The 12,894-nt window shown below is 73.1% G+C and carries 7 protein-coding genes; 2 read left to right on the top strand and 5 right to left on the bottom strand.

The genetic code is table 11. The features are described from left to right. Positions 1–67: 67 nt before the first annotated feature. Positions 68–2,614, bottom strand: coding sequence for a protein kinase (locus ACPXCS_RS21750; RefSeq protein WP_425948466.1), 2,547 nt, complete (start codon positions 2,612–2,614; stop codon positions 68–70). A gap of 153 nt (positions 2,615–2,767) precedes the next feature. Next, a complete protein-coding gene (locus ACPXCS_RS21745) occupies positions 2,768–4,786 on the bottom strand; it encodes a serine/threonine-protein kinase (RefSeq protein WP_425948467.1) in 2,019 nt (672 codons plus the stop codon). A gap of 236 nt (positions 4,787–5,022) precedes the next feature. On the opposite strand from ACPXCS_RS21745, the gene ACPXCS_RS21740 reads away from it, so the two are divergent. Beyond that, a complete protein-coding gene (locus tag ACPXCS_RS21740; protein ID WP_425948469.1) occupies positions 5,023–6,066 on the top strand; it encodes a serine hydrolase domain-containing protein in 1,044 nt (347 codons plus the stop codon). A gap of 235 nt (positions 6,067–6,301) precedes the next feature. On the opposite strand, the gene ACPXCS_RS21735 is transcribed toward ACPXCS_RS21740, so the two are convergent. Beyond that, positions 6,302–8,008, bottom strand: coding sequence for a glycerol-3-phosphate dehydrogenase/oxidase (locus ACPXCS_RS21735; RefSeq protein WP_425948470.1), 1,707 nt, complete (start codon positions 8,006–8,008; stop codon positions 6,302–6,304). Between the two features lie 271 nt (positions 8,009–8,279). On the opposite strand from ACPXCS_RS21735, the gene ACPXCS_RS21730 reads away from it, so the two are divergent. Then, on the top strand, positions 8,280–9,488 hold the full coding sequence (locus ACPXCS_RS21730) for a nucleotide sugar dehydrogenase (RefSeq protein WP_425948471.1): 1,209 nt from the start codon (positions 8,280–8,282) through the stop codon (positions 9,486–9,488). A gap of 643 nt (positions 9,489–10,131) precedes the next feature. On the opposite strand, the gene ACPXCS_RS21725 is transcribed toward ACPXCS_RS21730, so the two are convergent. Beyond that, entirely contained in the window at positions 10,132–11,256 is a 1,125-nt protein-coding gene (locus ACPXCS_RS21725; protein WP_365093145.1) for a GuaB3 family IMP dehydrogenase-related protein, read from the bottom strand. A 105-nt stretch (positions 11,257–11,361) separates the two neighbouring features. Then, positions 11,362–12,864, bottom strand: coding sequence for an IMP dehydrogenase (gene guaB / locus ACPXCS_RS21720; RefSeq protein WP_383335064.1), 1,503 nt, complete (start codon positions 12,862–12,864; stop codon positions 11,362–11,364). Positions 12,865–12,894: the final 30 nt, after the last annotated feature.

Below are 12,894 nucleotides of genomic sequence, written 5' to 3'. Positions count from 1 at the left end.
GGCGACCAGAGGGAGAACCGAGGCGGTCAGAGGGAGGACCAGGGTCGGCCGGCGGGCGGCCCGCCGCTCATCCCGTCACCCGGTAGGTCGCCGCCGCCTGTTCGTAGAACCGCGTCACCTCGTCCCGGTCGGACTCCGGGCCGCGCACCTGCAGGACGTGGTAACGCCCGTCGACCAGCATCGCCAGGTTGCGCACGTACAGCTCGCCCCCGTCGGCGCCCGTCCAGGTGAACTGCCCCTCGGCCATGGTCCGTCCGCCCACCTCGATCGTCTTCAGACCGGTGGAGGTGGCCCAGCTGGAGTCGCGGTACGGCTGCAACTCCCGCTCCCGCTCGCGCTGGTAGGCCATGGGATCGCTGCCGTACTCCGACGCCTTGTCCCGGCCCGGTACGACGATGAGCTCGAAGTCGCCCTTCGTGTAGACGACCTGGCCGCCCACGCCCCGCGCGGTGCGGTCCCAGCCCTTGGCGACGGCGACCTGGAAGCCGGCCGAGTCCTTGCGCAGCGTGAAGCCGTCGGCGACGTCGGGGCCGGTGGTCTGCGTCTCGGAGGAACCGGCTGACGTGGACGGGCTCTGCTCCGGCGCGGGCGAGGTCTGGTCGGGCCGCGGCTCGCTGCTGGCGTCCGGCTCGGGTGCCTGGCTGACCTCCCCGGCGGCACCCGTGCGGTCCGCGCCCTCCGCGCCACCGGTGTCCGACTTGGGCATGAAGAGCATGGCGTAGGCGATCGCCGCGGCCATCGCGAGCAGCACCAGCACGAGCAGGGTCCGGCCGAGGCGGTGCGGCGAACGGGACTCCTTGGCCCGCTTGTGTCGTCCGTGGTGCGCGGGCAGCCCCGCCCGCCGCCTGCGCACGAGCTCACCCCGGCGGCGTACGACGGGCAGCCGGCTGGCGTCGGCCGGGGGCGCCGCGACCACGTGCAGCCCGGCCTCCGGCTCCGGCGCCGAACGCACCAGGGAGCGCAGCCAGCCGCGCAGTTCCTCGAAGTCGAGGCGCTCGGTGGGGTCCTGCCGCAGCAGCGACTCCACGACCGGCCGCAGCGGCCCGCACTCCTCGGCGTACGCGGGCGGTTCCGCGCACACCATCTGCACCAGCTCGGCCGTCGACTCCTCCGGGTAGGGCGCGTGGCCCTGCACGGCCCGGAAGAGCAACGCGCCCAGCGCCCACAGGTCGGTGGAGGGGCCGATGGGCGCCGCCAGCTGCCAGTTCTCGTGCACGGGTCCGGCCTGCTCCGGCGCCCAGCGCTCGGTGACGGGCCCGACGACGGCCATGCGCGCCTGCCGCGCCCGCTCGGCGGCCAGGGCCGTGGCCGGGCCGCGGCGGGGTGCGGGGCTGTGGTCGACCAGGTCGTCCCACCGGGCCGGCGCGGAGGGGTCCTGGGCCGGGGGCAGGGCCGCCTGTTCCTGGCCCTGCGCCGAGGGGGCGCCGCCCGTGCCGCCGCGTGGTGCGGCGCCGTGCCAGGCGGTGGTGCGGTGCTTGCCGCCCACGCCGTAGGGGTCGGCTATCCGGCCGGGCGGGGACGCGTCGGGCGCCGTGCCCTGCCCGGGGACGACGTACGGGGCGTGCGCCGAACCGTTCGTGTGGGGCCCCGGCCCGCCGTCCGGGGCGGGCCGGGCGCCGGGCAGCGCCCGGGTGTCCTGCTGGGCCTCCTGGACGCGTGCGGCCGCCCGGGCACCCGCCCGGTAGGCCGCGATGGCCCCGGCGCGCGCGGCGCGCGGGTCGCTGTCGTCCGGGCTGCGCCGCGCCGGCACGGCCGGGCCACCGCCCGCCGTGTCCCTCCCGGCCGCCGGCAGCCCCCTGGCCTCCCGCGCCTCTATGGCGGCACGCCGCGCGGCCTCGGGATCGCCCGCGCCGGCGACGCCCCCCGGCACCGCGGCACCACCCGGACCGCCGAATCCACCCTGACCGCCCGGTCCGCCGGGGCCGTTCACGCCGTCGGGCCGCCCGGTCCCGGGACCCCCCTCCGGTCCCTGCCCGGGCACGGACTCCTCGAAGGCCGGCGGCGGCACCGGGTCGTACCCGCACAGTGCTTCCTCCGCCGCGCCCACCGCGAGACCGGTCAGCATCACCCGGCCGTCGTCGCAGACGAGCACCGTCCGGGCGGTGATGTTGCGGTGCACCCACCCGTGGGCGTGCAGCACCCGCAGCGCCATGAGCACGTCGGAGGCCACCTCGGCCGCCCGGTACGGCGTCAGCGGCTTCTCCGCCATCAGGGCCGCCAGCGGACGCGCGGCCACCAGCTCACTGACGATCCACAGCGAACCGCCCTCGGCGAACACGTCGAAGACCTGGTCGAGCCGCGGATGGTCGGGGATGGCCGCCGCGGCCTGCGCGGCCTCCACCGCGCGCCGCACCACCGGGTCCGCGGGCCGCCGCACGCCCGCGCGCGCACCGGGCCGCCGCACTCCCCCGTCACGTGCCGTGAAACCGTCCGGCAGCCCTTCCGCGTCGAGGACCTCCGCCTCGACCACCTCCGGCAACGGCACCTGCCGGACCAGGACTTCCTGGCCGCTGTAGGTGTCGAAGGCCCGGGTCTCCGTGAGTTCGTACTCGTCGGACGGCGGCAGCGGCAGGCGGTAGCGGTCGGCGAGAACCCGTCCCGCATAGTCGTCCACGTTGCCTCCCCCGTCGGCCCGGTCGGTCGCATCCGTTCGCCCTACGGTCCGTTCCGACTGCGCACGGTCCGCAAACATTTACGATACGTGCCGCGGGCAACCCGCAATGCGGGGATGCCAGATCTGCCTCCCCAAACCCGGGGCCCCTCATGCTCAGGACTTGGGTTCGAAGGTCTTCGTCAGCGTCCGCCAGGTCTCCTTGCGCAGTTCGCCGTCCCAGCCGGCCGCCTTCGCCGTGTACATCAGCGCGTACCCCTGCCGGTCGTTCACCACGAAACCGCGGTCGATCGTCCGGTACTTGGTGCCGCCGTCCGTGTAGGTGAACTCCCAGTCGGCGGCGTTCCAGCCGCGGTAGTCCACCTTCTCTATGCGGATCTTCTGGTACTGCGCGCGCCGCATGTACTGCTCCTGGCTCTCCCAGTCGGCGACCGGGTCGCCCTTGGGCGTCGACGTCCAGGCGATGAGCAGCTTCTGCCCGTCGGGGCCGCTGAACCGGTCACCGGCCGCGCTCGCGGTCTGGTACTTCCAGCCCTTCGGCAGACCGATCGAGTACCCCTGGCTGCCCTGGTGCGTCGACTCGGCCGCCGTGCCGTCCCCGCCGGAGGAGGAACCGCCGCCGTCCGACGTGCCGGACCCGCCGCTCGGCGTGCTGCCGGAGGCCGAACCGGAGGGCGCGGGGCTCCGGGCGCCGTCCGTGCTCGTGCCCTTGCTCTCGTCACCCTTGGTGTCGGCGGTGCCCGGCGCGGACGCCACGGGCTTGCCGCCGCCCTCGCCCGAACCCTGCGCGCCCTTGTCGTCCCCGCTGAGCACGATGGCGAGCACGGTGCCGATCACCGCGAGCACCACGACCACCGCGATGATCACCATCGTCCGCCGCGGCACCACGTCGGTGAGCGGCGCCCGGGGCGCGGGCCTCGGCGGCAGGTCCGGCGGCGGCACGACGGGCCAGCCCGAACTCCGGGCCGCCGAACCTGCCTTGGTCTCCTTCTCACCGGCCCCGGCGTCCGGCTTCGCGGCCGGCTCCGATGCCGACGCCGCCCCGGCGGACGCGCCCGCCGTCCCGGCCCGCTCCGCCCGGCCGCCGGATTCGGAGGAGGCGGCCTCGGCGCTCCGGGACGTGGCCGCCGCGGCAGCCGGTCCCGCCGCGGCCTTGCGCACCGAACGCAGGGCACCGCGCAGCCGCTCCCCGGCCTCCTCGCCCCGCTTGCCACCGGACCCGGCCGAACTCCCCCTGTCCGAGGACCTGTCCGGCTGCGCCGGCAGCGGCACCACCTTCGTCGCGTCCAGCGGCTCCGCCTCGGCCTTCGCGGGCGCGTGGATGACCGCGTTCAGCATCGCCCGGGCGCCCGCGTCGTCGAGCCGCTGGGCGGGGTCCTTGGTGAGCAGCCCGTGGATGACGTCCGTCAGCGGACCGGCGTTCTTCGGCTCCTCCAGCGGCTCGGTCATCACGGCCGTCAGCGTCGCTATGGCCGAGCCCTTGTCGTACGGCGGCGCGCCCTCCACCGCCGCGTACAGCAGCCCGCCGAGCGACCACAGGTCGGCCGCCGGGCCCGGCTTGTGCCCGCGCGCCCGCTCGGGGGAGATGTAGGAGGGAGCGCCGACGAGCATGCCGGTCGAGGTGATGGACGGGTCGCCCTCGACCTGGGCGATGCCGAAGTCGGTGAGCACGACCCGGCCGTCCTCGGCGATCAGCACGTTGGACGGCTTCACGTCACGGTGCAGGATGCCCTCGCGGTGCGCCGAGCGCAGCACGTCCAGGACGGCGAGGCCGACCTCCGCCGCGCGCTTCGGTTCGAGGAGGCCGTCCTCCCGGATGACCTCGGCGAGCGACTTGCCCTCGACGAGCTCCATGACGATCCAGGGCCGGTCGTCCTCCTGGACGACGTCGTACACCGTCACGGCGCTGTTGTTGCGGATCCGCGCGATCGCCTTGGCCTCGCGCAGCGTCCGCGTGATCAGCCGCCGCTTCTCGTCCTCGTCGATGTTCGACGGGAACCGCAGCTCCTTGACGGCGACCGTCCGGCCCAGGGTCTCGTCCTGAGCCCGCCAGACCGTGCCCATGCCCCCGCGGCCCAGCACTTTGCCGAGCCGGTAGCGCCCCGCGAGGAGACGCTCCTTGTTGTCCTGACGAGTGTCCTGACGAGATGTGCCCGCCCGCTCCGCCTCCGACATGCGTCCCCTCATACAACCCGCCCTGACAGAGCCTCCATTGTCTCTCACCGCACAAGTGCCCAGTGCCCAGGGGGCCCCCGCTCAAGCACGCAACCGGCCCGCAGCACCGGAACCCGGCTGCGGCGCGCCCGGTACCGCCCTGCATGATGGGCCCCCAAAACCGGCCCCGCCCGGTCTCCCGTCCCCCGGCCCGGCCCGGCGCCCGAGGCCCGTCGCCCCCAGGAGGAGGTGCCCGCATGCCGTCGCTCCGGAGTCTGCTGGCCCTGCCCGTCGCCGTGGCCCTGCTGGGGTTGCCGCCCGCCGACTCCTCGGCCCTGTCGGTGCCGACGACGGACACCGTGCTTCCGCTGCTGGTGACCCGGGGCGGGGCGCCCGCCGCGGCCCTGCTCGCCCGGGAGGGCACCACCATCCGTTATGCCGGAGCCGGGCAGGGGATCGCCCGGTCGGACCACTTTCGCGCCGGGAGCGTCACGAAGACGTTCATCGCGACCGTCGTGCTGCAACTGGCCGCCGAGCAACGGCTGTCCCTGTCCGACACGGTGGAGCAGCACCTGCCCGGTCTGGTGCGGGGCGCCGGGAACGACGGCCGCGCGCTGACCCTGCGCTCCCTGCTCACCCACACCAGCGGCCTGCGCGACTTCACCTCGGCCACCGCCGGAACCATACCCGTCACACCCCGTCAGGCCGTGCGCATAGCTCTCACCCGCCCTCCCGCACTCCGCGGCCGTTTCTCCTACTCGAACACCAACTACGTCCTGCTCGGCCTGGTCATCGAGCAGGTCACCGGCGACTCGTACGCCGCCGAGGCCGAGCGACGCATCATCACTCCCCTGCGCCTGACCGGCACCTCCTTTCCCGGCTCCCGCTCCACGCTGCCCTCCCCGCACGGCCGCTCCTACGCCGCCGACGGCACCGACGTCACCGATCTCGACCCGCGGGCGGCCGGAGCCGCGGGCGAGATGGTGACCACGCTGGCCGATCTGGACCGCTTCTACGCGGCCCTGCTGGGCGGCCGGCTGCTGCCCCCGCACCGGCTGCGCGAGATGCTCGACACCCGTGCCGCACACGGCGCGTACGGCATGGGGCTGTTCCCCGAGAAGCTCCCGTGCGGCACGACGGTGTGGGGACACAACGGCCACATATCCGGCAGCTACGTGCGCAGCGTCGCCACCGTCGGCGGCCGGCATGTCCTCACCTTCCGCGTGAACACGGACGCGATAGCGGATCCCGGCCTCGAACCCGCGGTGCTCGCGGCCGAGTTCTGCCCCCGCACCTGGTAGAACGACCCGGTTCCGAACGAAGATCCCGCGTCCTGACACTCGTTCGAGTGAAAGACGGAAGCGGGGGGCAGCGCGGGCACGAGGCAGCGCGGCCGCGGGGTCACGCGCGGGTACGGGACGCGGGGTCACGCGCGGGTACGGGACGCAGGTCGGGTACCGGACGCAGGTCGGGTACCGGACGCAGGTCGGGTACCGGACGCAGGTCGGGTACCGGACGCAGGTCGGGCGTGCGCTCCTACAGCGGCACGATGTCCGGCGCCCCCAGCCGCGCCGCGTCCGCCGTCAGGTCGTCCGGCTGCCGCTGCGACTCCCGCTCGGCCTCCACCCGCTTCTCGTAGTGCTGCACCTCGCGCTCGATCTGGTCCTTGTCCCAGCCCAGCACCGGCGCCATCAGCTCGGCGGCGGCCCGCGCGCTGCGCGCGCCCCGGTCGAAGGTCTCGATCGAGATCCGCGTCCGCCGGGTGAGCACGTCGTCCAGATGCCGCGCCCCCTCGTGCGAGGCGGCGTAGACGATCTCGGCGCGCAGATAGTCGTCGGCCGCCGGCAGCGGCTCCCCCAGGGTCGGGTCCTGCGCGATGAGTTCGAGGATCTCCTCCGTCATCGCCCCGTACCGGTTCAGCAGGTGCTCCACGCGCACCACGTGCAGTCCGGTCCGGGCGGCGATCCGCGCCCGCGCGTTCCACAGGGCCCGGTAACCCTCGGCGCCCAGCAGCGGCACCTCCTCGGTGACGCACTCGGCGACCCGCATGTCGAGGCCGTGCACCGCCGCGTCCACCGCGTCCTTGGCCATGACCCGGTAGGTCGTGTACTTGCCGCCCGCCACGACGACCAGCCCGGGCACCGGATGGGCCACCGTGTGCTCGCGCGACAGCTTGCTCGTGGCGTCCGACTCGCCCGCGAGCAGGGGCCGCAGCCCCGCGTAAACGCCCTGGACGTCGTCACGGGTGAGGGGCACCGCCAGCACCGAGTTGACGTGCTCCAGCAGGTAGTCGATGTCCGCGCTGGAGGCGGCCGGGTGGGCCTTGTCGAGGTCCCAGTCGGTGTCCGTGGTGCCGACGATCCAGTGCCGGCCCCAGGGGATGACGAACAGCACGGACTTCTCGGTCCGCAGGATGAGCCCGGTCGTGGAGTGGATCCGGTCGCGCGGCACGACCAGGTGGATGCCCTTGGACGCCCGGACGTGGAACTGGCCGCGCTCACCGACCATGGCCTGGGTGTCGTCCGTCCACACGCCGGTGGCGTTGACGACCTGCTTGGCCCGGATCTCGTACTCGCCGCCGCCTTCGACGTCCTGCACCCTGGCGCCGACCACCCGCTCGCCCTCGCGCAGGAAACCCGTCACCCGCGCGCGGTTGGCGGCCTTCGCGCCGTAGGCCACCGCCGTGCGCACCAGCGTCGCGACGTAGCGGGCGTCGTCCATCTGGGCGTCGTAGTACTGCAGCGCCCCGACCAGGGCGTCCTTCTTCAGGCAGGGCGCCACGCGCAGCGCGTGGGAGCGGGTCAGATGCCGGTGCATGGGCAGGCCCCGGCCGTGTCCGCGCGCCATGGACATGGCGTCGTACATCGCGACGCCCGACCCGGCGTACAGCCGCTCCCAGCCCTTGTGCTGCAGCGGATACAGGAACGGCACCGGCTTCACCAGGTGCGGGGCGAGCCGCTCCAGGAGCAGTCCGCGTTCCTTGAGGGCCTCCCTGACCAGGGCGAAGTCGAGCATCTCCAGATAGCGCAGGCCGCCGTGGATCAGCTTGCTGGACCGGCTGGAGGTCCCGGACGCCCAGTCCCGCGCCTCGACCAGGCCCGTGGAGAGACCTCTGGTGACGGCGTCGAGGGCGGTGCCCGCGCCGACCACGCCTGCGCCCACGACCAGCACGTCCAGCTCGCGCTCGGCCATCGATGCGAGTGACTCGGCGCGCTGCGCCGGTCCGAGTGTCGCTGTCCTCACCGCTGCCTCCCGCTCATCGGTCGCGCCGACCGCACCCGTCGGGCGCAGCCCCGTCCGTATCCCCCTGCCCAGATTCTGACCGGGTTGCCCGACTTCAGCCACCACGGCCCCCCAGCCTGTGGACAACCGTCACGGAACACTCACCGAAACTCGGCCAGCCAATCCCGCAAATCGGTCATATTTACTCCTAGTCTGACATTGCGCTCGCCCGTCCTGTCCACAGGGCTTGCGCACCTGTCCCACTTCGGTTATCGGGAAGGACGGCCACGCCATGCCCGCAGATCTCGCCGTCATCGGACTCGGCCCGTACGGCCTGCCCCTGGCCCAAGCCGCCGTCGCCGCAGGCATCCCCACCCTGGGCTACCGGACCGGCCCGGAGGCCGGTTCACTGAGCCCCGCCGAACTGCGCCGGATGCTCTCGGGGGGCTTCCGGCCCGCCACCGACCCGGCCGAGCTGGGCCGGGTCCGCACCGCGGTGCTCTGCCCGCCGACCCCGCCGGGCGCGGACGGCACGCTCGACCTCGGCCAGCTGGAGGCCGCCGCCCGCACCCTGGCGGCGCGCCTGCGCCCGCACACCACGGTGATCCTGGAGTCGCCCGTGCGCCCGGGGACGACGGAGGAGTTCCTGCGGCCGCTGCTCGAAGAGGGTTCGGGCCTGCGCGCGGGCCGCGACTTCCACCTGGCGTACTCCCCCAGTCGCGCCGACCCCGGCAACCGTGACGTCACGACCGCCACCACCCCGAAGGTCATCGGCGGCCTCACCCCGGCCTGCACGGAGTCGGCCGCCGCGTTCTACGGCAGGCTGACGGACAAGGTGGTACGCGCGCGTGGACCCCGCGAAGCGGAGACCGTGCAGCTGCTCGAGACGAACTACCGGCACGTGAACATCGCCCTGGTCAACGAGATGGCCGTCCTCTGCCACGACCTGGGCGTCGACCTGTGGGACGTCATCCGCTGCGCGGAGACCAAGCCGTACGGCTTCCAGGCCTTCCGCCCCGGCCCTGGCGTGGGCGGCCACTCGGTCCCCCAGGACCTGACCGGACGGGCCGGCCGCGGCCTGCGCATGGTGGAACTGGCCCAGCAGGTCAACAGCCGCATGCCCGGCTACGTCGTCCAGCGCGCCGCCACGCTCCTCAACGAACACGGCAAGTCGGCCCGGGGCGCGCGCGTGCTCCTCCTCGGCGTCACCTACAAGCCGGACCTCGCCGACCTCCAGGGCACCCCGGCACAGGAGATCGCCCAGCGCCTGATGGAACTGGGCGCCTCGGTCAGCTACCACGACCCGCACGTCCCCGCCTGGAGCGTCCTGGACCGCCCCGTCCCCCGCGCGGACTCCCTCTACGAGGCGGCGGCCGACGCGGACCTGACGATCCTGCTCCAGCAGCACCGCACGTACGACCTGCAGGGCCTGTCGGTGAAGGCCCCGCTCCTGCTGGACACGCGAGGGGCGACCCCTACGGGGGCGGCGCACCGGTTGTGAAGGGGGGCGCGCGAGGTGCGGAAGCCTGGGGACTGCTGGCACGCGGCACCCGGCCCCGGTACCTTACGAGAACAGACGGAGCCCACCGCAGCGGCCACTGCGGCAGGCTCCTGGATGGATCACGGAGTGTCCGCCCCTAGTTTTCTTGGGGGCGGCCGCTCACCATCCGAAAAGGGTGGAGCCCACCGCAGGGGCTGCTGCGGCAGGCTCCTGGATGGATCACGGAGTGTCCGCCCCTAGTTCTTGTGGGGGCGGCCGCTCACCATCCGAAAATCCGCAAGATCCACCTCCTCCGGCACCGCACCATCCGAAGACGGAGTCGGTCCCAGCGGGTGGGCTTGCGGTGGCGACCCATGGGCGCCCCCTTCCACGACGCCGCCCAGTGGCCCGGTGAACGGCTCGTCGGTGTCGGGCCGGGCCCCGAGGGCGGGGTCCGGACCGTGTCCTTGGAAGGGGGCACCCAGAAGAACCGGGGCGCCGATCACGGACACTAGCGGCTCACCACCGCCCCTCACCGACCCGAACGGCCCGAAGGCAACCGTGCGCCCCCCTGCCGCCAACAAGCGCCCCGGCCAAGCCACTTGGGCATGCGAAAGGCCCGGCCACTCCCTGAGTGGCCGGGCCCTTTTGCGTGCGGAGCGGGTTAGCGCCGGTGCTGCGAGTCCGCCACCGTCACCTCGACGCGCTGGAACTCCTTGAGCTCGCTGTAGCCCGTCGTGGACATGGCGCGGCGCAGGGCGCCGAAGAGGTTCATCGAGCCGTCCGGCGTGTGGGACGGGCCCGTGAGGATCTCCTCCAGCGTGCCGACCGTGCCGAGGGCGACCTTCTTGCCGCGCGGCAGCTCCTCGTTCACCGCCTCCATGCCCCAGTGGTGGCCCTTGCCCGGGCCGTCCGTCGCACGGGCCAGCGGGGAGCCCATCATGACCGCGTCCGCGCCGCAGGCGATCGCCTTGGGCAGGTCGCCGGACCAGCCGACACCGCCGTCCGCGATCACGTGCACGTACCGGCCGCCGGACTCGTCCATGTAGTCACGGCGGGCCGCGGCCACGTCGGCGACCGCCGTCGCCATGGGGACCTGGATGCCGAGCACGTTGCGCGTGGTGTGCGCGGCGCCGCCGCCGAAGCCGACCAGCACACCGGCCGCGCCCGTGCGCATCAGGTGCAGGGCGGCGGTGTACGTGGCGCAGCCGCCGACGATCACCGGGACGTCCAGCTCGTAGATGAACTGCTTCAGGTTCAGCGGCTCGTGCGAACCGGAGACGTGCTCCGCCGAGACCGTCGTACCGCGGATGACGAAGATGTCCACGCCCGCGTCCACGACCGCCTTGGAGAACTGGGCGGTGCGCTGCGGGGAGAGCGCGGCGGCGGTGACGACGCCGGAGTCGCGCACCTCCTTGATGCGCTGCCCGATCAGCTCCTCCTTGATGGGAGCGGCGTAGATCTCCTGCAGACGGCGGGTCGCGGTCTCCGAGTCCAGCTCGGCGATCTCGTCGAGCAGCGGCTGCGGGTCCTCGTAGCGGGTCCACAGGCCTTCGAGGTTGAGGACGCCGAGGCCGCCGAGCTCGCCGATGCGGATGGCGGTGGCCGGGGAGACGACCGAGTCCATGGGAGCGGCCAGGAACGGCAGCTCGAAGCGGTAGGCGTCGATCTGCCAGGCGATCGAGACCTCCTTCGGGTCCCGCGTACGGCGGCTGGGGACGACGGCGATGTCGTCGAAGGCGTACGCCCGGCGGCCGCGCTTGCCGCGCCCGATCTCGATCTCAGTCACGTTGGTGGCCTTTCCCTGATGCGTTTCAGCGTCTTCCAGTATCGCCGACGGGCACGCCGAGGGCGGCCCCGGATGCCCCGGGGCCGCCCTCGGAAGGCCTGGCCGCTACTTGCGGCTGTAGTTCGGCGCCTCGACCGTCATCTGGATGTCGTGCGGGTGGCTCTCCTTGAGGCCCGCCGACGTGATGCGGACGAAGCGGCCCTTGGACTCCATCTCCTCGATGGTGGCCGCGCCCACGTAGCCCATGGTCTGGCGCAGACCGCCGACGAGCTGGTGCAGCACGTTGGCCAGCGGGCCGCGGTAGGGCACCTGGCCCTCGATGCCCTCGGGCACGAGCTTGTCGTCGGAGGCGACCTCGGCCTGGAAGTAGCGGTCCTTCGAGTAGGACCGGCCCTGGCCGCGGGACTGCATCGCGCCGAGCGAACCCATGCCGCGGTACGACTTGAACTGCTTGCCGTTGATGAACTGCAGCTCGCCGGGCGACTCCTCGCAGCCGGCGAGGAGGCTGCCCAGCATCACCGTGTCGGCACCGGCGGCCAGGGCCTTGCCGATGTCGCCGGAGTACTGCAGACCGCCGTCGCCGATCAGCGGGATGCCGGCCGGGCGAGCCGCCAGGGACGCCTCGTAGATGGCGGTGACCTGCGGGACGCCGATACCGGCGACCACGCGGGTGGTGCAGATGGAGCCGGGGCCGACACCGACCTTGATGCCGTCGACACCGGCGTCGATCAGCGCCTGGGCGCCGTCACGCGTGGCGACGTTGCCGCCGATCACGTCGACGTTCACGCTGGACTTGATCTTCGACATCCAGCTGAGGGCGTTGCTGTTGTGGCCGTGCGAGGTGTCGACGACCAGGAAGTCCACACCGGCGGCGGCGAGCGCCTGGGCGCGCTCCAGCGCCTCGGGGCTGGCGCCCACGGCGGCGCCGACGATCAGCCGGCCCTCGGCGTCCTTGGCCGCGTTGGGGTACTGCTCGGCCTTGACGAAGTCCTTGACCGTGATCAGGCCCTTGAGGACGCCCGCGTCGTCGACCAGCGGCAGCTTCTCGATCTTGTGGCGGCGCAGCAGCTCCATGGCGTCGGGGCCGGAGATGCCGACCTTGCCGGTCACCAGGGGCATGGGCGTCATGACCTCGCGCACCTGACGGGTGCGGTCGGACTCGAAGGCCATGTCGCGGTTGGTGACGATGCCGAGCAGCTTGCCGTTGCCGTCGGTGACGGGGACGCCGCTGATGCGGAACTTGGCGCACAGCGCGTCGGCCTCGCCGAGCGTGGCGTCCGGGTGCACCGTGATCGGGTCGGTGACCATGCCCGACTCGGACCGCTTCACCAGGTCGACCTGGTTGACCTGGTCCTCGATGGACAGGTTGCGGTGCAGCACGCCGACGCCGCCCTGGCGGGCCATCGCGATCGCCATGCGCGACTCGGTGACCTTGTCCATGGCGGCGGACAGCAGCGGGATGTTGACCCGGACGTTGCGGGAGATGCGGGACGAGGTGTCGACCGCGTTGGGGAGCACTTCCGATGCACCCGGCAGCAGCAGCACGTCGTCGTAGGTCAGCCCGAGTGTCGCGAATTTACCGGGCACTCCGTCGACGTTGGCAGTCATGACACCTTCCCCAAATGGCCTTGATCGGTG

This window comes from Streptomyces sp. DT190 (assembly GCF_049846985.1).
Classification (GTDB): Bacteria; Actinomycetota; Actinomycetes; order Streptomycetales; family Streptomycetaceae; genus Streptomyces.
Note: the sequence above shows the minus strand (reverse complement) of the source record. Positions and strands in the feature narration are given on the sequence as shown.